A 22822-nucleotide genomic window follows, 5' to 3' on the forward strand; every position below is an offset into this window, starting at 1 on the left:
TGGTTCATTGGCAATTGGGCGGGAACAGCCTGCAAGATGGACCATTGGGGAATTGCCCGCCTCTCCTCACCCAATACCCCCAATGAACCAATGAACCAATTCCCCAATTAAGAGTAATTCCATTTACCAATGAACGCTTCAAATTTTCGGTGGCTCCTCAAGATGGCCTGGCGCGACAGCCGCCGCAACCGGTCAAGGTTGCTGCTGTTCGTTTCTTCCATCGTGCTGGGCATCGCGGCCCTGGTGGCCATTTATTCCTTCGAACAGAACCTGCGCGACGACATCCACAACCAGGCAAAGGAACTGCTGGGCGCCGACCTGGAGATCTCGGGCAACAAGGCCCCGGGCCCGCCCATCCTGCCGCTGCTCGATTCGCTGGGCGACGAGCGCTCGCAGGAGTGGCGCTTCGCCTCTATGGTCTATTTCCCAAAGGGCGGCGGCACCCGCCTGGTGCAGGTGCGGGCACTGGAAGGCGGCTACCCTTATTACGGGGCGATTGAAACCACGCCGGCAGGGGCCGGCACGTCTTTCCGCCAGGGCCGGCAGGCGGTGGTGGACAAGACCCTGCTGCTGCAGTTCGGGGCGCAGGTGGGCGACTCTGTCAAGCTGGGCGAGGTGACCTTCGCCATCCGCGGCGCCCTGGAAAAAGCTCCCGGGCAGACCGGCATTTCCTCTACCGTGGCGCCGGTGGTGTACATCCCGCTGCGCTACCTCGAAGCCACCGGCCTGTCGCAGAAGGGCAGCCGTATCCGCTATGCGTATTACTACAAATGGAACCGGCCGGCCAATATCGAACGGCTGGTGACCAGCCTGGAGCCGCGCCTGCAGCCCGAGGCCCTGTACACCGAAACCGTGGAGTCGCAAAAGCGCGAGACCGGCCGTTCTTTTGCCGACCTGACACGCTTTTTGTCGCTGGTGGGCTTTATCGCCCTGCTGTTGGGCTGTGTGGGTGTGGCCAGCGCCATCCATGTGTACATCCGCGAAAAGCTTTCCTCCATAGCCGTACTGCGCTGCCTGGGCGTGCGGTCGGGACAAGCGTTCCTGATTTACCTGTTCCAGATCGTCTGCATCGGGCTGGTGGGCTCGCTGGCCGGCGCCCTGCTCGGCGTGGGGCTTCAGCAATTGCTGCCCCTGCTGCTCCGCGACCTGCTGCCCCTGGATATTTCGGTGCGCCTTTCCTGGACGGCGGTGGGCCAGGGCATCGGCCTGGGCCTGGTGGTGTCGGTGCTCTTCGCCCTGCTGCCGCTGCTGTCGGTGCGCAATATCTCGCCCCTCAATACCCTGCGCCTCTCGTACGAGCCGCCCAAGGTGTCCCGCGATCCCCTGCGCTGGGGCGTATACCTGCTGCTGGTGCTGTTCGTGTTTGGCTTTGCCGTGATGCATATGCGCAACTGGAAAGAAGCCCTTTGGTTTACCGCCGGCCTGCTGGCCGCCCTGGGCGTGCTGTCGGGCATTGCCCTGCTGGTGGTGAAAGGCGTGCGCCGCTTCCTGCCTTCCTCCTGGAACTACCTGTGGCGCCAAGGCTTTGCCAACCTGTTCCGCCCCAACAACCAGACCCTGGTGCTGGTGGTCACCGTAGGCCTGGGCACGGCCTTTATCTGCACCCTGTACTTTATCCAGGCGCTGCTGGTGCAGCGGGTCACCCTGTCGTCGCAGGGCAGCCAGCCCAATATGGTGCTGTTCGATATCCAGCCGGCGCAGCAGGAAGCAGTGGCCGGCCTCACGCGCCGCTACCGCCTTCCGGTAATCCAGCAGGTGCCGGTGGTGACCATGCGGCTGGAGGCTATCAATGGCAAGGACCTGTCCGCAACCCTGGCCAGCGAGGATACGACGGCGGAACGCAAGCCGGGCCGGGCCTTTATGAGCGAGTACCGCGTTACCTACCGCGATTCGCTGATCGACTCCGAAAAGCTCACCGCCGGCAAATGGGTGGGCGCTGCGGCTCCCGGCGATACGGTGCCGGTGTCGGTAGACGAGAACTTCGCCCGCCGCCTGCACGTGGGCCTGGGCGACCAGCTGCTGTTCAACGTGCAGGGCGTCCTCATTCCCACCGTCGTGGGCAGCCTGCGGCAGGTGGAGTGGAACCGGGTGCAGACAAATTTCCGCGTTGTATTTCCCCGGGGCGTGCTGGAGCAGGCGCCCCAGTTTCACGTGCTGATGACCCGGGTACCGGCGGGCAGCGCCTCGGCCCGCTTCCAGCAGGCGGTGGTGCGCCAGTTTCCCAATGTGTCGCTGATCGACCTGAACCTGATCCTGAAGGTACTGGACGCGATCCTGGACAAGATCGGCTTCGTCATCCGCTTCATGGCGGGCTTCAGCATGGCCACGGGCCTGCTGGTGCTGGTGGCCTCGGTACTCACAAGCAAGTTCCAGCGCATCCAGGAAAGCGTGCTGCTGCGTACCCTGGGCGCCAGCCGCCGCCAGATCCGCACCATCACGGCCCTGGAATACCTGTTCCTGGGCGTGTTGGCGGCGGTCACCGGCATCCTGCTGTCCCTGGCCGCCAGCTGGGCGCTGGCCCGCTACACTTTTGAAACGGCCTTCCGGCCCCAGGTGCTGCCGGCCCTGCTGCTGACTGCCTTCATTCCCGTGCTGACCATGGTCATCGGCCTCCTCAACAGCCGCGACATCCTCCGCCAGCCGCCGTTGGAGGTACTCCGGAAGGAGGGCTAACTTTAGTGTTCCTAAGTTCCTGAGTTCTTAGGCTGAGGGGTGGCGTTGTGGGGTTAAAGGCACAGTTTTCGTATTTCTGTTTGCCAGTTTTTTCATCCGGAGTTACGATAACTCAGGAACCCAGAAACTCAGGAACTCAGGAACTTTTTAAAATCGTCAACCTTGAAGTTATTTCGCTGTTCCCACTGCGGTCAGTTTATTTATTTTGAAAATAACCGCTGCGTCCAGTGTGGCTATGCCCTGGGCTTTGAAACGGAGTTGTTGGAGTTGCTGCCCCTGGTGCCGGAGGGAGAGGGGGCATATGTGTTGTTCGGAGCGGGAGGGGGTGTACGGTACCGCTACTGCGCCAACGAGGTGTACGGCGTGTGCAACTGGCTGGTGCCGGCGGACAGCGGCGAGCAGTTTTGCCGGGCCTGTACCCTCAACCGGACGATCCCCAACCTGTCCGATCCCGAATACCGGGTGCGGTGGCGCAGCATCGAAACCGCCAAGCACCGGTTGGTGTATTCGCTGTTGCGGCTGGGCCTTCCCCTGGTTAGTAAAGGGGAGGACGCAGCGCAGGGCCTGTCCTTCGACTTCGTGGCCGACGGGGGCGCCGATCAGAAGGTGCTGACCGGCCACCTCAACGGCCTGATCACCATCAATATAGCCGAGGCCAATGATATCGAGCGGGAAATGGCCCGCAAAGCCATGGACGAAGTGTACCGGACCGTACTGGGGCATTTCCGGCACGAAGTGGGGCACTATTACTGGGACCGTCTCATTGCCTCTGGGCCGCAATTGGAGCCCTTCCGCCGGCTGTTCGGCGATGAACGGCAGGACTATGGCGCGGCGCTGAACCGGCACTACCAGAAAGGGCCGCAGGCGGACTGGAACCAGCAGTTCATCAGTGCCTATGCCGGCGCCCACCCCTGGGAAGACTGGGCCGAAACCTGGGCGCATTACCTGCATATTATCGATACGCTGGAAACCGCCTATTCCTTTGGCCTCAGCGTTCGTCCGGCCCTGGGCGACGAGGCCGGTGTGCTGTGCGCCGACATCAAGGCGGACCCTTACCAGGTGGAATCGTTTGCGGAGATTCTCCAACTGTGGTTACCGCTTACGTTCGCCATGAACAGCATGAACCGCAGCATGGGCCTGAACGACCTGTATCCCTTTGTCATCAGCGCCAGGGTGGTGGAGAAGCTGGCCTTTATCCACCAGGTGTGTCATGTTGCCGGAGGGGTCAACAGATTAATGGAACCTAAAACCATAAAAGCATGAGAACGTTGGGCATCATCCTGATAATTGCCGGGATACTGATGTTTGTTTTCCGGGGCATCAATTATACAAAAGAAGAAAAGGTGGTGGACCTGGGTCCGCTGGAAATCAATAAGAAAGAAAAGAAGACCATCGGCTGGCCGGTCTATGCCGGCGGCATTGCCGTGGTAGCCGGGCTGGCGCTGGTAGTAGCCGGGGGTAAAAGAAGGTAAGCCATCCCTGCCCGGGCAGGGATGGCTGTTGTTTTATTACAGCAGTTAAAGCACCGAAATTTTGCCGATCTTGAATTCCGTTTTGCCCAATGCTTTCATTTTCATGGCAGGCAGGTAAATCTCTTTTCCCACGATAAAACCAAAACGGGGCATCAGAACAGGATCGTCTTCATTGTTAAGCAGCACCTTCCGGGTAAAACGTCCGGTAATCAGGTCCAGGCTGACGGCATAGGCGGCACTGCTCCGGAAGTTGGACACCGCTTTCACCTTATCGCCCAGTTTTTCCACATGGCTGTTTTGCTGGTGGTCGTTAATCAGGAAAATCAGCTTGTTCTGGTACATCATGCTGGCAAAGGAGGAGTAAAAAGGCATGCCCCCTCCACGGGCAAACAGGCTGGTGGGGTCCGAAGAGAAGGAGATGCCCGGTCCAGCGGAGCTGCTGCTGCGAATGGTCTCCACCTGCTTTTTGGGCAGGGTGTTGATCCAGGCAATCTCGCCGTTGCCGGCGGCATTGATCACCAGCAGGTCGCTGTTGACATATTGGTAGGTAGTGGTGGTGGTGGTCCTGCCGCCGGCAAAGCCGCCGGTCGGGCTGAAGTTGCTGGTGTACGTGGTGGTGGTATACATCCGGAAGGTGGAAAGTTCGGCAATCAGCAGCAGGGACTGGTTCTGCGGATTGTATTCCACCCCGCGGATGACAAAATCCTTGGAGATCCCTTCTTCCTCGTCCTCATCCTTGTCCTTTTTTCGTTCCTTCCTTTGTTTTTTCTGGTCGTCGTCCATTTCGTTCTCGTCTTCCTGGGCTTGGTCCAGCATACCGGGGGCGATGGCTTTGTAAGAGGATTGGCGGACGGTGGCCCCGTTCAGGTCCAGGCGGTGAAAAAACACGCCGTTCACGGTTTTCTTTTTGGCATCGTCGCTGTAAAAGCCGGCAAAGCACAGCTCCCCGCCGGGCAGGAAGAGGGCCTTCCCGTTTACGGCATAATGGGCGTTGACATCCGTCGGCAGGTCGGCTTCCTTGCGGCCGTTGGCGTCGTACTTGCTAAAAACATATTTGGTGAAGGTGCGTACGGTTTTGTTCCTTTTTCCTGTAGGCACCTGCTCGAATTGCCGGCCTACCAGCAGGAACTTGTTGTCGGCCGTCAGCAGCACATCCTCGAGGGTAAACGATTTGGGCTCGTAGGAAAGGCCGATGGCGGTGGTGCCTTTCCGGGTCAGTTGCCGGTCGAGCAGGGTAATGGAAAGGGCGGCGTTTTTATCGGTGGACACATCGCCGATAAGCATCCAGGCGGTGCTGTCGGCGTTCGGGACCAGGCTGTACTCAAAGTCATCTTTTTTGGAGTCGAGCTGGAAAGACGCCAGTTCCTGCATTTTCCCGGTAGCCAGGCCGGTCATGCGGTCCAGCCGTACCCCGTAAACGATGTATTTTTTTTCTTTCTTGAGGTAATCGCTGGCAAAGAGGTACATCTCCTTCCGTAAGAACCGGATGCTGTTGAAGCTCAGGCCGTCCAGTTCCTGTTTATAATCCCTTTCGTAAACGTCCTGGTAGTTCCGGTCGAATTTGATCAGTTTATGGCTGGTGCCGAAGGTGGCGCCCACCACGAAGTAGGTTTTCATTTTCAGCTTTCCCTCCACGACATAGACGCCGGTTTCATCGGCATTAATGACGTCAAAGTCAAGCGAGCCTTTTTTGAGTTTGATCTCCTCTCCCCATTTTACGGAATAGCGTTGGGAGAAGCAGGTAGCGGATAAGAGCAGCAGGAGCAGGGCGGGAAACAGTTTCATGGGGCAAGTAGTTTTGGTTCGATATCAATATAAGCAGAATCGTCTTTTATTCAAAAGACTTCCTTCTTTTTAGTGCCCCGCCTGGCTATAGCACCACTACGATCTTTCCCCGGGTATGACCCGATTCGATCTGCCGGTGCGCTTCCCGGATCTCTTCCAGGCGGTATTGGTTGGATACATAAGGTTGTATGATGCCCAGTTGCAGCAAGCCGGCCAGGTGCTGCATGTCTTCGCCGCTGGAATGGACCATGTAGGGCCAGGCCTTTACCTCCCGGGCGGCGGCCTGCTCTTTTACCTCGTCGGTGAGGCCACCGGCTATGGTCACCATTCTTCCGCCCTTGCGCAGTATGGCCAGCGACCGTTGCGGGTTGGTGCCGCCTACCGTATCGAAGACCACGTCTATATCGTGCAGGCTGCGTTCAAAGGCTTCCTGGTGGTAGTCCAGGAATTGATCCGTTCCCAGTTCCCAGCAGAAGGTTGCGTTGGTAGCGGAGGCGGTCCCGATAACGTAGCTGCCCAGGTGTTTGGCCACCTGCACCCCGAAGTGGCCGACGCCGCCGGCGGCCGCATGCACCAGCACCCGTTCGCCCGGCTGCACCTTTGCCTCATGGGCCAGCACCTGCCAGGCCGTAAGTAGGGCCAGGGTGCTGGCGGCAGCCTGTACATGGGAGAGGGCGGTGGGTTTGCGGGCCAGGTGGGCAGCGGGTGCCGCCACGTATTCGGCGTAGGCCCTGCCATGTCCCGGGAAGTTCACCATCCCGAAAACGGCATCGCCCGCCTGGAAAGCGGTGACCCCTTCGCCCACCTCCGTTACCTCGCCGCTGATATCCCAGCCGAGGATTACGGGCGGCTCTTCTTTTAATTTGGCGTATTGGGCAGCACCCTTGCGGGTTTTCATGTCCACCGGGTTAATGCTGAGTGCCCGGACTTTTATAACAACTTCGCCCTTTTGCGGGGCAGGCAGCGGAAGGTCGGTAACTTCCAGTTTATCGATGCCGCCCGGTTCGGTCAGTACCACTGCTTTCATGTGTGTAGTTGAAAGTGAAGAAGTGTGTGGGAATGTGCTTCCAAGCAGTGTACCAAAAGAAATTTCGTCCCGCCTGGGGCGGGACGAAATCAAATCATTCTTCCGGGTTGCTTTTATGGTCGTCCTCGAAGCGGTCCTCCGAGCGCTGGGTGGGTCCTTTGCGGCCGGTTTCCAGGTTGTGGCTGAGGCGGCCATCGGATACCGTTTCCTTTTCGTGGGGCAGGGGATCGTTGCTGAGTCGGTTTTCCGTCCGGTCAAAGTGGGACGGTTCGGTTGGTTTCTGTTCGTTTTTCATAGCGGGTGATTTAAGGAGAACAAAAAGGGGAAAAGCGCAAAGACCAGGCCAGCCCGGGCTGCAGAGGGCCGGCTAACCGGCCTGTTCTTTTTGCAATAGCAGCTGGGCATTGATCTCCCGCTGCAGTTCGCGGTTGATGATGGTGCCTGCCTTGGCGCCTTCGGCCGCGGCCACCACCACGAAGTGCATGTCCTTGTCGGCATCCCCGGCTACAAACAGGCCGGCAGTGGTGGTCTGCTGAAACCGGTTGGTGCGTACTACGCCTTTTTTAGTGATCTCGCAGTTAAAGACGTCCACCAGGTCGCAATGCTGCCTGTAGCCATTGACGAAAAACAGGGCGTCGCAGGGATGTTCCCTGCCGTTTTTAAACACGATCTTTTCCAGTTGTCCCCCGGTTCCTTCCACCCGGTCGATGGGCAACGTCACCACTTCCACGCCGCAAGCTTCCAGCTCTTCGCGGATCGAAGGCTTCATCCGGCGGTTGCCGTCGGTGAACAGGGTCACGTCGGAGCTCCAGCCCTTCAGCATCTTCGACAACTCGCTGCCGTCCTTCTCCCGGGCGTATACGCCCAGCTTTTTGTCCTGCACTTCCCAGCCGTCGCAGTAGGGGCAGTGGAAGATCGACTTGCCGTACAGTTCGCGGAAACCCGTTATTTCGGGCACATTATCGGTGAGGCCGGTAGCAATCAGCAGTTTTTTGGAATAGTATAGGGTCTCATTCTCGTCCCGCACTACAAAAAGGCCGTCACTGTTCTTTTTGCCGTTCCGTACTTTCTTATGCAGCAGCTCCACGCCGTATTTCTTCAGCTCGCTTTGGCAGGTGCGGATGAATTCCAGTGGCAGGATGCCATCACGGGTCAGGTAGTTGTGCATACCCTGCGAAGCCTGGTTGCGGTACTGGCGGCTGTCGAACACCAGCACCCGCCGGCGGCAACGGCCCAGCACCACGGCCGCGTTCAGGCCGGCAGGACCGCCGCCCACGATGATTACGTCGTATACTTCCATAAGTTGTCCTTTAAAAACGGATAGCGCGAATGAATTGGTTGTTGATTAAGCCGCCTGTTCTTTTTCTTTGGTTTCGCCCAGCTCGTATTCCTGATGAAGGGAGGGGATCTCCACCTGTTTGAATTCCTTTCCTTCCAGCTTGGTGGCGAAGGCTTTCTGCACCGCGTATTCGCCATGAACGAGGAAGATGCCCTTTAACCGGGCGGGGTCCTGGCCGCTGATAAAGCGGCAGAGGTCGGTACAATCGCCATGGGCGCTCAGGCCCTGGAGCTGGTCTACCTGGGCCGCCACTTTGCAGGGGTCGCCAAAGAGCTCCACCTCTTTTTCGCCGCCCAGCAGTTGCCCGCCCAGCGACTGGGGCCCGCAGTAACCGGCCAGCAGGATGGTGTTGCGGGCATCGCCCAGGCAGCTGTTGATGTGGTGCCGTACCCGGCCAGCATCGGCGGTGCCGCTGGCCGAGATGATCACGCAGGGCTCCTTATACTCCACCAGCCGCCGGCTGTCTTCCACGCTTTCCACGTATTTCAGTCCCGGGAAGTCGAAGGGGTCGTCGTCCACCGACAGGATCTGCTGCAGGCGGTCGTTGAACTGGTCCATATAGTTTTTGATGTGCTGGGTAGCTTTCAGGCTCAGGGGGCTGTCCACAAAATAGAGCAGTTCCGGCAGCCGTTTTTCCAGGCTCAGCTGGTTCAGGGCGTAGAGCACTTCCTGGGTGCGGCCCACGCTGAAGGCGGGGATGATCAGCTTGCCGCCCTCCTGCAGGCAGGTGGTCTTGATCCAGCGCTGCAGGGTGTCGATGGTATTGAAGGTGGGGTCGTGGTGTTTGTCGCCATACGTGCTTTCCAAAATAAGGTAGTCGGCGGGTTCCGGTTCGGCCGGCGGCTGCAGCAGGGTGGAGCGGTAGCGGCCGACGTCGCCCGAAAACAGCAGCCGTGTTTCCCGGTCGTCCTCGGTTACCCGCAGGTTGATGGCGGCGCTGCCGATCAGGTGGCCGGCATTGCTGAACAGTGCCTGCACTTCCGGCGCCACGGTGATCCACTCGTTGTAGGGCACCGGCTCGAATAATTTCAGGGCTTCGGTGACGTCGTCGGGCGTATACAGGGGTTCGTAGGGCGGCAGGTTGTGGGCCGACCGCTTCCGGTTGAGCGACTCCGTTTCGTAGGTCTGGATTTCGGCGCTGTCGTAGAGCAGGATCTCCGCCAGGTCACGGGTAGCTTCCGTACAGAAAATTTTACCCGAGAAGCCCTCTTTCACCAGTTTGGGGATGAGCCCGGTATGGTCGATATGGGCATGGGAGAGGAGCAATACGTCGACCTGCTGCGGGTCGAAGCCGAAGGTCTCGTTCAGCCGGTCGGTATCGGGGCCCAGGCCTTGGAAGAGGCCGCAATCGAGCAGGATACGCTGGCCGTTGTTCAGGGTGAGGAGGTGTTTGGAGCCGGTCACGGTACGTGCCGCGCCATGGAAGGATAGTTTCATAGGCTAGCTGTAAAGCTAATTTCGTACCTGAAGCTTTTTGGGGAGCAGGCGGGACAGTACTGGCGGCCGGGCAGTAAAAAGCCGGAAGGCGAAACGGCCGGCGGCGGTTATCGGCAGGTTTCGCGTTCCGGCGGCAGAAGCGCCCGGGGTTATTTCTCCAGCAGTCCGTCTGCCTTCCACTGGGCGATCAGCTGGATGGTGGCGTCGGGAAGCTTCGCATGACGGGCGGGCATAAAGCCTCTTTCGCCGGGGTTTTTCCGAATGCGCACCAGGATCTCATCCACATCCTTTTTTACGGATGCATAGGTGTCATACGGGGTCTTATTTCCCTGGGGCGGAAAATGACAAGGGGTGCAGGTGGCCTGGAAAACAGGCTTTACCTGGGCCTCATAGGTAACCTTGGAAGTGGCCTTAGCTGCTTTTTTGGAAGAAGAGCAGAATTGCAGGGCCAGGGCTGCAGGAAAGATCAGGGCTGCGATCAGGATTTTTTTCATGAACAGGAATAATTAGCCGGTAATAAATGTTTAGGTCCGTAAGTTAAGGAGACAAGCTCATCAATAACATCCCGTCCCTTCCCGTTATGATTTTTTTTACATTTCCTTCCTTATCCCTAATGAACCAATGAACCAATTCCCCGCACCATTGCCTATTGCCTATTGCTTCTTTCTTCCTAACCTTGCGCCCATGACGGCAACCGAAATCATCGACGACCTCCGGCTACAGGCCAACCCGCGCAATAAAGAAGGCATGGGCCGGTTCGGCATCAATACCGAAACCGTGCTGGGGATCAGCATCCCCACCCTGCGCCGCTATGCGAAAGCCATTGGAACCGACCACGGGCTGGCGCAGGAACTCTGGAAAACGAACGTTCACGAAGGCCGGCTGCTGGCCGTTTTTATCGCGGATGCCAAAAAAGTGGACGAAGCCCTGATGGAGCGGTGGGTGGCGGATTTCAATTCCTGGGATATCTGCGACCAGTGTTGCAGCCTGTTCGACCGGACGCCGGAGGCCTTCCGGAAGGCAATGGAATGGAGCGGGCGCCCCGAAGAGTTTGTAAAACGGGCCGGTTTTTCGATGATGGCCACCCTGGCGGTGCACCGCAAAAAAGCGCCGGACGAAGACTTCCTGCCCTTTTTTGCCCGCATCGAACAGGAGGCGGGAGACGAGCGGAACTTCGTGAAAAAGTCCGTGAACTGGGCCTTGCGGCAAATGGGAAAAAGAAGCCCGTTTTTGAATGAGAAAGCCTGCGCGCTGGCGCGGCAGCTGCAGCTTCAGCCCGGCAGGAGCGCCCGCTGGATCGCGGCCGATGCCTTAAGGGAACTGACCAGTGAAAAACAGCTGGAGCGGCTGGCGAAGCGCCGGTAAGCCGGACAGAAGGGGAGGGGATCAGCGTTCCAGGGTCACTTTTACCTCGGTCCGGTCGCCCCCTTGTTCGTCTCTTTTTACGTCTACGATATCATAATGGTGAATGGCATATCCCTGGCGGTAATAGCGCTGGATCTGCTCGTTGTTGCGAAACAGGTCGCCCCGTTTGCAGGCGCGGGTCAGGTCTTCCTCGCCCGCGGCGTTCTGGACTACGATGGTTACTTGTTTTTCCATAAAACCCGGTGTTTAATACCTCAAATCAGCACAACTATTGTACCCGTTCCGGCCGGCGGGGGCGGCGCAGCGGGGCTTCCCGGGCCCTAGAAAAATACCCGGCTCCAGGGGAGGAGACCGGGTATTTTATGGGTAATTGCAGGGCGCAGCCCCCAATTAATAGCGGTAGTGTTCGGCTTTGAAGGGGCCTTCCTTGGGAATGCCCAGGTAGCCGGCCTGTTCGTCGGTCAGCTCGTCCAGCTCCACACCGATCTTGGACAGGTGCAGGCGGGCCACTTTCTCGTCGAGGTGCTTCGGCAGCACATACACTTTGTTTTCGTAAGCCGAGCCGTTGGTCCACAGTTCGATCTGGGCCAGGGTCTGGTTGGTGAACGAGTTGCTCATCACGAAGGAGGGGTGACCGGTAGCGCAGCCCAGGTTCACCAGGCGGCCTTCGGCCAGGATGATGATGTCTTTGCCATCCACGTTGTAAATGTCCACCTGGGGCTTGACGGTATCCTTGGTGGTGCCGTAGTTGGTGTTCAGCCAGGCCATATCGATCTCGATATCGAAGTGGCCGATGTTGCACACGATGGTCTTGTCCTTCATCAGGCGGAAATGCTTTTCGGTGATCAGGTCGCGGCAGCCCGAAGCGGTCACCACGATGTCGGCTTCCTTCACGGCATCTTCCATTTTCTTCACGGCAAAGCCGTCCATGGCAGCCTGCAGGGCGCAGATGGGGTCGATCTCGGTAACGATCACGCGGCAGCCGGCGCCGGCCAGGGAAGCGGCGGAACCTTTACCCACGTCGCCGTAACCGCCCACGACGGCCACTTTACCGGCCAGCATCACATCGGTGGCGCGGCGGATGGCGTCGACCAGGCTCTCTTTACAGCCGTATTTATTGTCGAACTTCGATTTGGTCACGGAGTCGTTCACGTTGATGGCGGGAACCGGCAGGGTGCCTTTTGCCATTCTTTCGTACAGGCGGTGTACGCCGGTAGTGGTTTCTTCCGAAATGCCGCGAACGTGCTGTACCAGCTCGGGGTATTTGTCCAGCACGATGTTGGTCAGGTCACCGCCGTCATCGAGGATCATGTTCAGGGGGCGCTCGGCGCTGCCGAAGAACAGGGTCTGCTCAATGCACCAGTCGGCTTCTTCCAGGGTCTGGCCTTTCCAGGCAAACACGCCAATGCCGGCGGCAGCAATCGCGGCGGCAGCATGGTCCTGGGTAGAGAAGATATTGCAGGAGCTCCATTTTACTTCGGCGCCCAGGGCCACCAGGGTTTCAATCAGCACGGCGGTTTGGATGGTCATGTGCAGGCAGCCGGCGATGCGGGCGTTCTTCAGGGGCTGGGAAGCACCGTACTCGGAGCGCAGCGCCATCAGGCCGGGCATCTCGGCTTCGGCCAGGCGGATTTCCTTGCGGCCCCACTCAGCCAGGCTCATATCCTTTACCTTATACTGAAGGCTAAAGTCAATGTTCGATTGGGAAATAGTTGACATTCTTTCTTTTTTAAGGCTGCAAAGGTAGGAAAAGCAAGTTAGCGATACGAGGTACGAAGTACGAAGTCGCCAGCTAAAGGAGCCGGCAGGCATAATTTAACGGTTGTTTTTAATGTGTCGGGGGAATTTCCACGCACGTCTTTACTATTCTTTTCCTTACTTCGTACCTCACTTCGTACTTCGTACCGCGTACCTCGTACTTAAATTCAGACTTATGGCAGGAATACTAGATTTGATCGGCAATACTCCCCTGGTGGAACTGAAGCATATTCCCACTAATAAAAATGTGACCATCTATGCCAAGCTGGAAGGCCATAACCCGGGCGGCAGCGTAAAGGACCGTGCCGCCTACGGCATGATCAAAGGGGCCCTGGACCGGGGCGACCTGCTCCCGGGCATGAAGCTGATCGAAGCCACCAGCGGCAATACGGGCATTGCCCTGGCCATGATCGCCAACCTGTTCGGCGTGGATATCGAGCTGGTGATGCCTGAAGACGCCACCCGCGAACGGGTGCTGACCATGCAGGCCTTTGGCGCCAAGGTGATCCTGACCCCCAAGGCCCGGGCCATGGAGGGTGCTATCGACTACGCTACCGACCAGGTGGCCAAGGGCGGCTACCTGATGCTCAACCAGTTTGCTAACCCCGACAACTGGAAAATGCACTATACCACCACCGGTCCCGAGATCTGGCGGGATACCCAGGGCGCCATTACCCACTTTGTTTCGGCCATGGGCACGACCGGCTCCATCATGGGCGTGTCGCGGTACCTGAAAGAACAAAATCCCGGCGTGCAGATCGTAGGCTGTCAGCCCGCCGAGGGCTCGCAGATCCCGGGCATTCGCAAATGGCCCGAACCCTACCTGCCCAAAATATTCGACCGCAAGCGTGTGGACCGCATCATGGAGGTGGATGCCGCCGATGCCCGTATCATGACCAAGCGCCTGGCCCGCGAAGAGGCCATCTTCGGTGGCATGAGCAGCGGCGGGGCGGTGCATGCGGCGGTGCAGCTGGCCAAGGAACTGGAATCCGGCGTGATCGTCTGCATCATCTGCGACCGCGGCGACCGCTATTTGTCGCTGGATCTTTTTAATTGATACAGGGAATTAGTTCATTGGTAAATTTGTTCATTGGGTAGGGGGGCAGAGTCCCCTCAACCCTATAAACGTATCAAGAACGTGGAAATAAAGCCGGCAACACTGGACGACGTGCCGCAACTGGTACAGCTGGTAAACAGTGCGTACCGGGGCGAGACAGCGAAACAGGGATGGACAACCGAAGCCGACCTGCTGGACGGCATCCGCACCGACGAGGAGGCACTGGCGCAACTGGTGGCGACCCCCGGCTCCGTGATCCTCAAAAGTGCCGGGGCGGCCGGTGAGCTGACGGGCTGTGTGTTCCTCAAAAAGCAGCAGGAGCAGCTCTACCTGGGCATGCTGACCGTGCAGCCAAAGCTGCAGGCCAAAGGCATCGGCAAAAAATTGCTGGCCGCCGCAGAGGCACATGGCCGGGTCGAGGGCTGCCGCCGCATCGCCATCACGGTCATTTCGGTGCGGCACGAACTCATCAGGTGGTACGAGCGCCACGGCTTTCGCAAGACCGGCGAAACCGAACCCTTTCCTTCTGACCCCCGCTTCGGCATCCCCCGGCAGCCGTTGGAGTTTGTGGTGATGGAGAAAGATATTCTTTAAGTTCCTGAGTTGTTTGAATGGATAAACGCATGGTCCACCTGAAGAACTCAGGAACTCAGGAACTTCCTAGTGTCTTCTACCCAAAAACTGGTGCTTCATATGCTTTTTGCCAATGAACAGGTACACCAGCAGGCCGGCGACGGGAGCGGCAAAGATGATCATGATCCAGATCAGCTTGCCGAGAAACGAGAGGTCCTTGCGTTTGTAAATGCCGATATAGGTGTAAATTAAGATGGCCCCCCAGATGACGGCCAGGATGCCAAAGATCAGAAAGGCGTTACCATACCTGTCCATAATGATGCGTTTTAATGGAAGATGCTGGCGAACCAGTTTGCGGGAAAAACCTATCAACAAACCTGCCAGTAGCTAAAATTTCTCTTTATCGCTTCAGGCTTCTCTTTATCTCTTTCGCCTCTTTTTTCGCTTAGCTTTGCTGCATGACGAAGCTTTCGGTGAACATTAACAAGATCGCCACCCTGCGCAATTCCAGGGGCGGCAGCAATCCCGATGTGGTTAAGGCAGCTATAGACGTGCAGCGCTTTGGCGCCGACGGGGTGACGGTGCATCCGCGGCCCGACGAGCGGCATATCCGCTACAGCGATGTGCGGGCCATTAAGCCCATCATTACCACCGAGTTCAATATCGAGGGCAATTCCCAGGAGCAAAAGTTCGTGGACCTGGTGCTGGAAGTAAAGCCCGACCAGGTGACGCTGGTCCCTGACGTGCTGGGACAGATTACCTCCAACCACGGCTGGGATACCCGGAAGCACCGCGACTACCTGCGGGAAATCATCGGCGTTTTCAAAAAGGCGGGCATCCGCGTATCCATCTTCGTGGATCCCGTGGTGGAAATGGTGGAAGGGGCGGCTGAAACCGGCACCGATCGTATCGAGCTGTACACCGAGGCTTATGCCACCCACTATGCTGCCGGCAGGGAGCAGGCTGCGGCGCCTTATGTGCAGGCGGCCAACAGGGCTACCGAACTGGGTTTGGGCCTCAATGCCGGTCACGACCTCGACCTGCACAACCTCCAGTACCTGAAGCAGCAGATTCCCGCACTGGATGAGGTAAGCATCGGCCATGCCCTTATCAGCGACGCCCTCTACTATGGACTGGAAAATACCATTCAACTCTATAAACGCCAGTTGTCGTAAAGGGATAGTTGGCGAAAGGCCATAAAAAAAAGCAGGGCTCCGGGGAGCCCTGCTTTTTTTTATGGTTGGTCCGGCGGCAGGTCAGCTGAGCCGGCGCTTAAATTTCGGAAGTTGTTTTTGCAGGCGGGACAACTGCCCCTGCAGTTTGGCCACCTGTCCCCTCCATCCGCTCAGCTGTCCCTGGCGGTACAGCACCAGTCCGGCCACTACCGCGGTGGCCGCCAGGCCGGCCAGGGCCAGCTTTTTATAGTTGATCCGCATTTTCGGTATATAGGTGGGGCCGTCCTCTCCGAACAGGGCGGGCTCCTTCACGTAACGGCCTTTTTCCGGCATGCCGGATTTCCAGAACTGCCTGGCCAGTTTGTGCAGGGATTTGCGGGCCTGGTCGCCGTAGATGGAATGACCGTGACCCGAGGCCACGATGTTGGGTTCCAGGGCGGCCAGTTCTTTTACCGAGCGGGCGGCCGCTCCCCAGTCGGGGGTAAAATACTTGGGCGGGCCGCACATCTTTTTCTTTTGCGCCATCACCGAGAACACCGATTCCTGTTGGGTAGTCACCACCGCATCGCCGGCAATGAGCACGCCGTCGCGGTCGCGGAACAGGCTGATATGGCCGGGGGAGTGGCCGGGGGTATGGATCCACCGCCATTCGGACATGCCCGGAACCTTGCCGTTCTCGGGCAGGTCCTGCATGTGATCCTGGGCGTTGATGGGGCCCCGGGGATAGGTAAACGACAGTACCGACATGGCGCCTCCGCCTACGGTGGGGTCGGGCGGCGGGTAGGAGGCCCGGCCGGTCAGGTAAGGCATTTCCAGGTGGTGGGCGTAAACCGGCACCCGCCATTCGTCGGCCAATTGCTGCAGCGAACCCCGGTGATCAAAGTGACCGTGCGTCATGATGATCGAAGAAGGGGTGGAGCCGGCAGTCAGGACGTCGGCAACCATCCGCTTGATCTTGGCGGCGGAGGATTTCAGGCCGGCGTCCACCAGGATCCAGTTCGTGCCCTCCCGGTTCTGGATGATAAACACATTGACGAACAGATCTTTCATGCGCCAGACACCCGGCGCTACCAGGAACACGTTTTCCGACAGTTCCCGTTCCTCCGTGGCGCTGACCTGCCTTTGATCGACTAAGTATTGGTTCATAAAAAAATGTTTAGAAATAATTAGGTAGCGGCACAAATAACATACCATGGCCCTGCGGTGGGAATGGGGATCTTGGTTAATTGGTTCATTAGAAATTAGGAGGAGGGGCTGCCCAATACCCAATTACCCAATTAACCAATACCCGAATTGCCTAATATTGCACCTGGAATTTTTTCATGAAATCGAAACCAACGTCTTCCCTCCTGGTGCTGCTGCTGGCCCTCGCGTCCTTTTTTGTGTACCGGTGGGACAGTTTACGGAAAAGCGGCCCCGAAGAGCAATTGCGCAGCCAGCGCTTCGACCGCCGGACCCGCACCCTGATCTACACCCGCCATGCCCTTTGCCGCATGGATTGCCGCCAGATTACCAAAACCGATATCCAGGAAATCATGCAGGCCGGCGAGATCAATTATGCCAAAAGCAATTCGGGCGACAAGCCCTGTCCCACCTACGCCCTGCAGGGCCGCACCAGCGATGGCCAGAACATCCGGGTCATCTTCGCCCAGTGCGATCAGGAGACCAAGGTGGTGACCTGCTACGAGGTGGACCGCGAGGTGGAATGCTATTGCCCCGGCGATGAAAAGAAAAAGGGAAGCCGATGAAAGTGGTGCTCAAACCCCTGCAATGGCTGTATTGCCTCTACGCCCTGCTGTGCTTCATCGTGCTGATGGTGCCGGTTTTCCTGTTTGCCGTGCCGGCCTCGTTCGCCGGCCGCATCCGGGGCGGCGACCTGATCTATAAAGCCTGCATCTTCTGGGCCGACGCCTGGTTTGCCCTGGTGTTCATCCGCCACCGCAATATTTACGAACAGCCGCTGCAGAAAGACGCCTCCTACATTTTCGTGGCCAACCATATTTCCTACCTCGATGCGGCCATTATTCCCAAGGTCGTCCGCAAGCCCCTGCGTCCGCTGGGCAAGGCCGAGCTGGGCAAGGTGCCGGTCTTCGGCTTCATTTACAAGCGGGCGATCGTCAGCGTCGACCGCAGCAGCGCCGCCAACCGGGCCAAAAGCGTGCAGGTGCTCAAGTCCATCCTGCGCAAAGGCATCTCGGTGCTGGTGTTTCCCGAAGGCACCTTCAACCTCACCCGCCAGCCCCTGAAAGATTTTTACGACGGCGCCTTCCGCATCGCCATCGAAACCGGCACCCCCATCAAGCCGGTGCTGTTCCTCGATACTTACGACCGCATGCATTACAAGAGCATTTTTTCGCTCACGCCGGGCCGCAACCGCTGCATCTTCCTGGAAGAAGTGAATACCCAGGGCTTTACCCTCAAGGACGTAGGCCTGCTGCGCGACCAGGTGTTTTGCCAGATGGAGGCCAAGCTGCAACAGTACCGGGCGTCCTGGATACAAGAATAAGTTTACGCGTTTACAAGTTTGCGCGTTCCGGGGAGCGGAAAATACCGGTAGGGGTGTTCGTAAATTTACTTGCAATTGATGAGTGATTTTACTAAATTTAATCATCTGTTTCTTCCGGCCGGCGGCCGGAAAGGAACGGGATAGCGAACGAGAAAACCGTGCGGGGTCCGGATCAGGCGGGAAGGCGCCCTGGCGGCCTTTGCTTTCTGCGCACTGATCTGGGTCCGAAAGAAACCAGTTGCCAAACTACTAACCCAAACCACCCGGTGCAGGGCCCCGCTATGAACTGGAATAAATTTATTCCCTCTAAAGTTCTCTTCTTTGCAGCTGTTCTTCTGCTGTTCGTCCTTTCTTACCTGCTGCTGTACCAGATCAAGGAACAGGCCTTGTCCGCAAGGCTGGTCAACCGCACCCATATCGTGCGCCTGCACCTCGAAGAAACCGTTTCGCACCTGAAGGAAGCCGAATCGGCCCAGCGCGGGTTTCTGCTGACAAAAGATTCCTCCTTTTATTACGCCCGTCTGCAGGATTACCACCGGGCCGACTCGGCCCTGGAACTGCTGCGTGCCCGGGTGGGGAATACCTACTGGCAGGGGCGGGTCGACAGCCTGCGGCGCCTGGTACGGCTGCGGGTGGAAAAGCTTGAAGACCTGCTGCGGCTGTTGCAGGATGCCCCGGTAAGCGGCGAAGCCCTGAAGCGGAAGATCCTGGAAGGCGGGCGCAGCATGGAAGCGGTGCAGGCCTGCGTGAACAGCCTGCTGGCGGAGCAACAGGTGTTGCTGGAGCGCCGGGAAAAACGCCACGCGCACAACCGGCTGATGGCGCCGGCATCGGCCTGGATGCTCATCAGCGTCATGCTGGGGCTGCTGGCCTTTGCCGCCAACCGCCTGGTGGGCCAGCTGTATTTGGCAGGGGCCTACCTCCGGGAAACGCATGCCGCCCACCAGGCCCTGCTGCAAACCCATGCCCTGCTGGAAAATGCCGAGCAGGCAGCCGTCATGGGGTCCTGGCAATGGAACCTGAGCAGCGGCAGCGTCAGCCTGTCGCCCAACTATTTCCGCATCTTCGGCCTGGAGCCCGCTGCCGGCGAACTGTCCCTGGATACGGTGCTGGCGCCCGTACACCCCGACGACCGCGACCTGCTGGTGCAGGGCCTGACGCAGAACGGGACCGTCGACGGCAAGATCGCCCCCGTTTATTTCCGCGTCCTCCGCCCGGACGGCGCCCTCCGGCATATGGAAGTCACCGGAAAGATCCTTCAAAACGACCAGGGAGAACGGGTATTCTTTGGCAATACCCGCGATATGACCGAGCTGATCCAGGCCATCGACCGGCTGAAGCGCAGCGAAGTGTTCAGCCGCAATATATCCGAGCTGGCGCCCAATGCCATTTACGTGGTGGATCGGGTCACCCGCAAATTCGTGTATGCCAACAAGCTGTTGCAGGAGTTTCATGGGTATTCGGAAGAAGAGCTGGCTGCTATGGGCCCTTACCTGCTGGCGACCTTGTTGCACCCGGATGACCTGGCGGAGGTGGAGCAGCATTTTCACTGGTTCGGGGCCGCGGCTGACGGTGAGGTAGTGGAGCTGCAGTTCCGCCTCCGCCACCGCAACGGCCAGTACCGGCAGATGCTGGCCCGCGAAACCGTGTTCAAACGCGACGCCAACGGTACCGTGGTGCACATCATCGGTGTGGCCACCGACCTGACCGAACTGAAAAAGGCGCAGCAAAAACTGCTCTACGTCAACCAGGTGCTGGAGGAGCGCAACGCCGAGCTGAAACACTCCAACGAGGAGCTGGCCTCCTTCAACTACATCGCCAGCCACGACCTGCAGGAGCCGCTGCGCAAGATCCAGGTGTTCAGCAACTTTATCGAGGAGCGGGAAACGGGGCTGACCGACATGGGCCGCGACCACCTGCGGCGCATGCAGGTGGCGGCTACCCGTATGCGGGCCCTCATCCACGACCTGCTGGATTTTTCCCGCGTCAGCATGGAGGAAACGCCCTGGGAACGGGTGGACCTGAACGGGGTGTTGCAACAGGCCCTGTTTTCCCTCAAAGCCGCCATGGACGAAAAGGAGGCCCTGGTGCATGCCGGTCCGCTGCCGGTGGTGCGGGGCGTGGGCTTCCAGCTGCAGCAGCTGTTCCAGAATATTATCGGCAACGCCGTCAAATACGGTAAGCCGGCTACAGGGCCCCTTATTTCCGTAACCTGCACCTACCTCGCCGACGGCCGGGGCGTGGAGGAGTTGGAAGAGGGGAGGGCCTACTACCGCATCTCTATTGTCGACAATGGTATCGGCTTCGAGCAGCAGTTCGCCCATAAGATCTTCGAGCTGTTCCAGCGCCTGCACACCCATACGAACTACCCGGGCACGGGTATCGGGCTGGCCATCTGCAAAAAGATCGCCCACAAGCACGGGGGCCACATCCAGGCCCGCTCCAAGCCGGGCGAGGGTAGTGTGTTTGAAGTGTTTTTGCCGGCGGCGATATAATGCAGTTTACGAGTTTACAAGTTCACGAGTTTATGAGTTCAGTTTAGGAGTTGGTACGTTATAATCGTAGAACGGAGTTTATAAGTTGGGGTGGAATGCGTTCTTCTGACTATATATGTTAACGTTTTTATTTCGTTTGGTTTTGTTTTACTGGTTTTTATGAATTAGGCATCTGATCAATAGAAAATTTTTTATATAGAATCTTGGCTGTCCGGAATATCCTTGTTAATCTTGTACATCTTTCTCCTGCTAATCTAATCTCACAGCCATGCGTAGCCGATTTTCCGTTTATGTATTGCTTCTTTTTTTTCTTGCTCGTTTCCAGCGGGTGGATGCACAGGGAGTAAATGAGACAGGAAGTCACATGGATATTAGGGGTGCTTTCTTTTCCGGTATTGAAAAAGAAGCGAGCAAGGCGGTAAAACAGATTGATCAGCAAACCGCGAAGTATTTGGAAAAACTCCGGCAGCAGGAAAACCGGTTGAAGAAAAAGCTCTTAAGGCGGGACTCCGCACGGGCAAATGATCTTTTTGGAGGAGTTTCGGAGGAGTATCCTTCTTTAAAGGAACAGTCGGTGCTTACTGGCGACCAATCCATTTTCTATTCCGGTCGCCTTGATTCATTGACAACCTTGCTCCTGTACCTGAAAAGTAATAGGAAAAATGGTTTTCCGGACTCCGCCGGCCTGGAACAAGCGCTGCAAAGCTTAACCGTTCTGCAGGCAAAACTCAATCAGAGTGAACAACTATCCAGCTTCCTCCGGAAGAGGTTGGCATTATTCAGTAGCATGCTGCCGCAGCCCGGAGTGCAAAGAATAATAAAGAGTTATATAAAGCAAGTATATTATTATGGGGCACAGGTGCAGGCATATAAAACATCCCTGGAGAACGCTCGTATGCCGGCAGCCGGATTAGTAAAAAACTTATTGAAGCTTCCGCAATTTCAGGATTTCTTTGCCCGCCGTTCTCAATTGGGGCAGCTGTTTCATTTGCCGGTCGCCAATAGGGGTCCTGCTGCTTTTTCAGTTGGTTTGCAAACACGGCAAACCTTGAATGATCAGCTCCTGCAGCGGGGAGGCAGCGCCGCAGAAGCCAGCCGGGTATTGCAACAGGCAGGGCGCCAGGTACAGGACTTACGGGATCAACTTAAAGCGAATGCCGGTTCGGAGCTCGTGTTGCTGCCTCGCTTCAAACCGAATAACCAGTGGACAAAAAATTTCAGGCAACGGCTGGAGTGGGGGCTGAATATGCAAACCGCCAGGGCGGGCAGTTTCTTTCCGCTTACCGCCGACATTGGCTTTTCTGCAGGTTATAATCTCAACGACAAAAGTATGCTTGGAATAGGCGCGGCCTACAAGCTGGGCTTGGGAAGGGGATGGGAGCACATCGCCCTTTCGCACCAGGGGGCTGCGTTGCGCTCCTTTGCAACCTACGAATTGAAGTGGGCTGTTTACCTGAGCGGTGGTTATGAACAAAATTACCGCAGGGTTTTTACCTCCCTGAACCAGTTGAAAGAGCGGGCTGCCTGGCAAAGTAGCGGGCTGATCGGTCTGAACAAAAAATACGGCATTTCAAAGAAAACAAAGGGTAATATACAACTGCTGTGGGATTTCCTTTCCTACCGGCAGGTGCCCAAAAGCCAGCCCATTGTGTTCCGGGTAGGTTTTAGTCGGAACTGAGTAAATGGATGGCCTTATTCGCCTTTTAATAAAAGAATCTTCCGTTTTCCTTCCATAAACTACAAGCATTCCTTCGCACATCTGAAAACATATGGGTTCCCGTGCCCGGAAACCAGGAGTGCCGGCCTGTTTGCGCCTGGAGCCTGCTCGTTGTCATTCAGGAATAAAATCGATATGCTATGAAGTGGAGGCTTGCTTTCCTATTGTCCTGTGCCTGGGCAATCTCCCGGGCACAGGAAGAGCCGCAGGGCAATTTCGGAATCATTGTGGCCAAGGGTGCCTTCCAGGCAAAGCAGGTGGTGCCGCCATCACCGGAGGCTGCGGAGTTGGGCAAATACGGCAATGTGCCGGTGAGCCTGTTTACCGGTACGCCCAATATCAGCATCCCGCTTTTTGAGCTGAAGGGCAATGTCCTGTCGCTACCGATTTCCTTAAGTTATAATGCCGCCGGCTTCAAGCCACAGGAAGAAGCTACCTGGGTA

Annotated in this window: 21 protein-coding genes; 11 read left to right on the plus strand and 10 right to left on the minus strand. The window is 57.5% G+C overall.

The features are described 5' to 3' along the window. Window positions 1–129: 129 nt before the first annotated feature. The 3 genes from V9K67_RS03805 (at window position 130) to V9K67_RS03815 (ending at window position 4145) form a co-directional block, all read left to right on the plus strand. Window positions 130–2673 carry an ABC transporter permease gene (locus V9K67_RS03805; RefSeq protein WP_336720214.1) on the plus strand — a complete coding sequence of 848 codons (2544 nt, stop codon included), beginning with the start codon at window positions 130–132 and terminating at the stop codon, window positions 2671–2673. Between the two features lie 162 nt (window positions 2674–2835). Continuing rightward, window positions 2836–3936 carry a zinc-binding metallopeptidase family protein gene (locus tag V9K67_RS03810; RefSeq protein WP_336720215.1) on the plus strand — a complete coding sequence of 367 codons (1101 nt, stop codon included), beginning with the start codon at window positions 2836–2838 and terminating at the stop codon, window positions 3934–3936. Further along, a complete protein-coding gene (locus V9K67_RS03815) occupies window positions 3933–4145 on the plus strand; it encodes a hypothetical protein (protein WP_336720216.1) in 213 nt (70 codons plus the stop codon). The genes V9K67_RS03810 and V9K67_RS03815 overlap by 4 nt, the downstream gene beginning before the upstream one ends. Before the next feature lie 45 nt (window positions 4146–4190). Here V9K67_RS03815 and V9K67_RS03820 read toward each other — a convergent pair whose 3' ends face one another. The 6 genes from V9K67_RS03820 to V9K67_RS03845 form a co-directional block, all read right to left on the minus strand. After that, window positions 4191–5930 (minus strand): hypothetical protein, encoded by a 1740-nt coding sequence (locus V9K67_RS03820; RefSeq protein ID WP_336720217.1) that lies wholly within the window; start codon window positions 5928–5930, stop codon window positions 4191–4193. Window positions 5931–6015: 85 nt separating this feature from the next. Then, window positions 6016–6957 (minus strand): NADP-dependent oxidoreductase, encoded by a 942-nt coding sequence (locus V9K67_RS03825; protein ID WP_336720218.1) that lies wholly within the window; start codon window positions 6955–6957, stop codon window positions 6016–6018. A 94-nt stretch (window positions 6958–7051) separates the two neighbouring features. Continuing rightward, window positions 7052–7252, minus strand: coding sequence for a hypothetical protein (locus V9K67_RS03830; RefSeq protein ID WP_336720220.1), 201 nt, complete (start codon window positions 7250–7252; stop codon window positions 7052–7054). A gap of 72 nt (window positions 7253–7324) precedes the next feature. Next, complete coding sequence (locus V9K67_RS03835) at window positions 7325–8257, minus strand: NAD(P)/FAD-dependent oxidoreductase (protein WP_336720221.1); 933 nt, start codon at window positions 8255–8257, stop codon at window positions 7325–7327. 45 nt (window positions 8258–8302) lie between these two features. Continuing rightward, the gene (locus V9K67_RS03840; protein ID WP_336720222.1) at window positions 8303–9733 is read right to left on the minus strand and encodes an MBL fold metallo-hydrolase RNA specificity domain-containing protein; all 1431 of its coding nucleotides are present in this window, start codon (window positions 9731–9733) and stop codon (window positions 8303–8305) included. A gap of 149 nt (window positions 9734–9882) precedes the next feature. Next, window positions 9883–10227 carry a c-type cytochrome gene (locus V9K67_RS03845; RefSeq protein ID WP_336720225.1) on the minus strand — a complete coding sequence of 115 codons (345 nt, stop codon included), beginning with the start codon at window positions 10225–10227 and terminating at the stop codon, window positions 9883–9885. 190 nt (window positions 10228–10417) lie between these two features. On the opposite strand from V9K67_RS03845, the gene V9K67_RS03850 reads away from it, so the two are divergent. Next, window positions 10418–11098, plus strand: a complete 681-nt coding sequence (locus V9K67_RS03850) for a DNA alkylation repair protein (protein WP_336720227.1) — start codon at window positions 10418–10420, stop codon at window positions 11096–11098. 21 nt (window positions 11099–11119) lie between these two features. Here the strand turns inward: V9K67_RS03850 and V9K67_RS03855 are convergent, their stop codons facing one another. Further along, window positions 11120–11332: a hypothetical protein gene (locus V9K67_RS03855; RefSeq protein WP_336720229.1), complete on the minus strand. Its 213-nt coding sequence runs from the start codon at window positions 11330–11332 to the stop codon at window positions 11120–11122. Window positions 11333–11488: 156 nt separating this feature from the next. Further along, the gene (gene ahcY / locus V9K67_RS03860; RefSeq protein ID WP_336720230.1) at window positions 11489–12817 is read right to left on the minus strand and encodes an adenosylhomocysteinase; all 1329 of its coding nucleotides are present in this window, start codon (window positions 12815–12817) and stop codon (window positions 11489–11491) included. Window positions 12818–13031: 214 nt separating this feature from the next. Here ahcY and cysM point away from each other — a divergent pair, with 214 nt between their 5' ends. Further along, window positions 13032–13913 carry a cysteine synthase CysM gene (gene cysM / locus V9K67_RS03865; protein ID WP_336720231.1) on the plus strand — a complete coding sequence of 294 codons (882 nt, stop codon included), beginning with the start codon at window positions 13032–13034 and terminating at the stop codon, window positions 13911–13913. Window positions 13914–13994: 81 nt separating this feature from the next. Then, a complete protein-coding gene (locus tag V9K67_RS03870) occupies window positions 13995–14507 on the plus strand; it encodes a GNAT family N-acetyltransferase (RefSeq protein ID WP_336720232.1) in 513 nt (170 codons plus the stop codon). A 66-nt stretch (window positions 14508–14573) separates the two neighbouring features. On the opposite strand, the gene V9K67_RS03875 is transcribed toward V9K67_RS03870, so the two are convergent. Beyond that, on the minus strand, window positions 14574–14801 hold the full coding sequence (locus V9K67_RS03875; RefSeq protein ID WP_336720233.1) for a PLDc N-terminal domain-containing protein: 228 nt from the start codon (window positions 14799–14801) through the stop codon (window positions 14574–14576). Between the two features lie 143 nt (window positions 14802–14944). Here V9K67_RS03875 and V9K67_RS03880 point away from each other — a divergent pair, with 143 nt between their 5' ends. Then, on the plus strand, window positions 14945–15661 hold the full coding sequence (locus V9K67_RS03880) for a pyridoxine 5'-phosphate synthase (RefSeq protein ID WP_336720234.1): 717 nt from the start codon (window positions 14945–14947) through the stop codon (window positions 15659–15661). A gap of 81 nt (window positions 15662–15742) precedes the next feature. Here the strand turns inward: V9K67_RS03880 and V9K67_RS03885 are convergent, their stop codons facing one another. After that, window positions 15743–16807: an MBL fold metallo-hydrolase gene (locus V9K67_RS03885; RefSeq protein ID WP_336720236.1), complete on the minus strand. Its 1065-nt coding sequence runs from the start codon at window positions 16805–16807 to the stop codon at window positions 15743–15745. 176 nt (window positions 16808–16983) lie between these two features. Between V9K67_RS03885 and V9K67_RS03890 the strand changes: the two genes are divergently transcribed. The 4 genes from V9K67_RS03890 to V9K67_RS03905 all read left to right on the plus strand — a co-directional run bounded on the left by V9K67_RS03890 (window position 16984) and on the right by V9K67_RS03905 (window position 22340). After that, window positions 16984–17409 (plus strand): DUF4258 domain-containing protein, encoded by a 426-nt coding sequence (locus V9K67_RS03890; RefSeq protein WP_336720238.1) that lies wholly within the window; start codon window positions 16984–16986, stop codon window positions 17407–17409. Then, window positions 17406–18167, plus strand: a complete 762-nt coding sequence (locus V9K67_RS03895) for a lysophospholipid acyltransferase family protein (protein ID WP_336720239.1) — start codon at window positions 17406–17408, stop codon at window positions 18165–18167. The genes V9K67_RS03890 and V9K67_RS03895 overlap by 4 nt, the downstream gene beginning before the upstream one ends. Before the next feature lie 281 nt (window positions 18168–18448). Next, a complete protein-coding gene (locus V9K67_RS03900) occupies window positions 18449–20662 on the plus strand; it encodes a PAS domain-containing protein (protein ID WP_336720240.1) in 2214 nt (737 codons plus the stop codon). Window positions 20663–20930: 268 nt separating this feature from the next. Then, entirely contained in the window at window positions 20931–22340 is a 1410-nt protein-coding gene (locus tag V9K67_RS03905) for a hypothetical protein (RefSeq protein ID WP_336720242.1), read from the plus strand. The last annotated feature ends 482 nt before the right edge of the window (window positions 22341–22822 follow it).

Origin of the sequence: Huijunlia imazamoxiresistens, from assembly GCF_037132455.1 — a bacterium.
In the GTDB taxonomy this organism is placed as follows: domain Bacteria; phylum Bacteroidota; class Bacteroidia; order Chitinophagales; family Chitinophagaceae; genus Flavisolibacter; species Flavisolibacter imazamoxiresistens.

Excerpts from the sequence above, each read along its gene's own strand:
- V9K67_RS03805 (WP_336720214.1), top strand. The coding sequence starts at position 130 with ATGAACGCTTCAAATTTTCGGTGGCTCCTCAAGATGGCCTGGCGCGAC.
- V9K67_RS03815 (WP_336720216.1), top strand. The coding sequence starts at position 3,933 with ATGAGAACGTTGGGCATCATCCTGATAATTGCCGGGATACTGATGTTT.
- V9K67_RS03820 (WP_336720217.1), bottom strand. The coding sequence starts at position 5,930 with ATGAAACTGTTTCCCGCCCTGCTCCTGCTGCTCTTATCCGCTACCTGC.
- V9K67_RS03825 (WP_336720218.1), bottom strand. The coding sequence starts at position 6,957 with ATGAAAGCAGTGGTACTGACCGAACCGGGCGGCATCGATAAACTGGAA.
- V9K67_RS03830 (WP_336720220.1), bottom strand. The coding sequence starts at position 7,252 with ATGAAAAACGAACAGAAACCAACCGAACCGTCCCACTTTGACCGGACG.
- V9K67_RS03835 (WP_336720221.1), bottom strand. The coding sequence starts at position 8,257 with ATGGAAGTATACGACGTAATCATCGTGGGCGGCGGTCCTGCCGGCCTG.
- V9K67_RS03840 (WP_336720222.1), bottom strand. The coding sequence starts at position 9,733 with ATGAAACTATCCTTCCATGGCGCGGCACGTACCGTGACCGGCTCCAAA.
- V9K67_RS03845 (WP_336720225.1), bottom strand. The coding sequence starts at position 10,227 with ATGAAAAAAATCCTGATCGCAGCCCTGATCTTTCCTGCAGCCCTGGCC.
- V9K67_RS03850 (WP_336720227.1), top strand. The coding sequence starts at position 10,418 with ATGACGGCAACCGAAATCATCGACGACCTCCGGCTACAGGCCAACCCG.
- V9K67_RS03855 (WP_336720229.1), bottom strand. The coding sequence starts at position 11,332 with ATGGAAAAACAAGTAACCATCGTAGTCCAGAACGCCGCGGGCGAGGAA.
- ahcY (WP_336720230.1), bottom strand. The coding sequence starts at position 12,817 with ATGTCAACTATTTCCCAATCGAACATTGACTTTAGCCTTCAGTATAAG.
- cysM (WP_336720231.1), top strand. The coding sequence starts at position 13,032 with ATGGCAGGAATACTAGATTTGATCGGCAATACTCCCCTGGTGGAACTG.
- V9K67_RS03875 (WP_336720233.1), bottom strand. The coding sequence starts at position 14,801 with ATGGACAGGTATGGTAACGCCTTTCTGATCTTTGGCATCCTGGCCGTC.
- V9K67_RS03880 (WP_336720234.1), top strand. The coding sequence starts at position 14,945 with ATGACGAAGCTTTCGGTGAACATTAACAAGATCGCCACCCTGCGCAAT.
- V9K67_RS03885 (WP_336720236.1), bottom strand. The coding sequence starts at position 16,807 with ATGAACCAATACTTAGTCGATCAAAGGCAGGTCAGCGCCACGGAGGAA.
- V9K67_RS03890 (WP_336720238.1), top strand. The coding sequence starts at position 16,984 with ATGAAATCGAAACCAACGTCTTCCCTCCTGGTGCTGCTGCTGGCCCTC.
- V9K67_RS03895 (WP_336720239.1), top strand. The coding sequence starts at position 17,406 with ATGAAAGTGGTGCTCAAACCCCTGCAATGGCTGTATTGCCTCTACGCC.
- V9K67_RS03900 (WP_336720240.1), top strand. The coding sequence starts at position 18,449 with ATGAACTGGAATAAATTTATTCCCTCTAAAGTTCTCTTCTTTGCAGCT.
- V9K67_RS03905 (WP_336720242.1), top strand. The coding sequence starts at position 20,931 with ATGCGTAGCCGATTTTCCGTTTATGTATTGCTTCTTTTTTTTCTTGCT.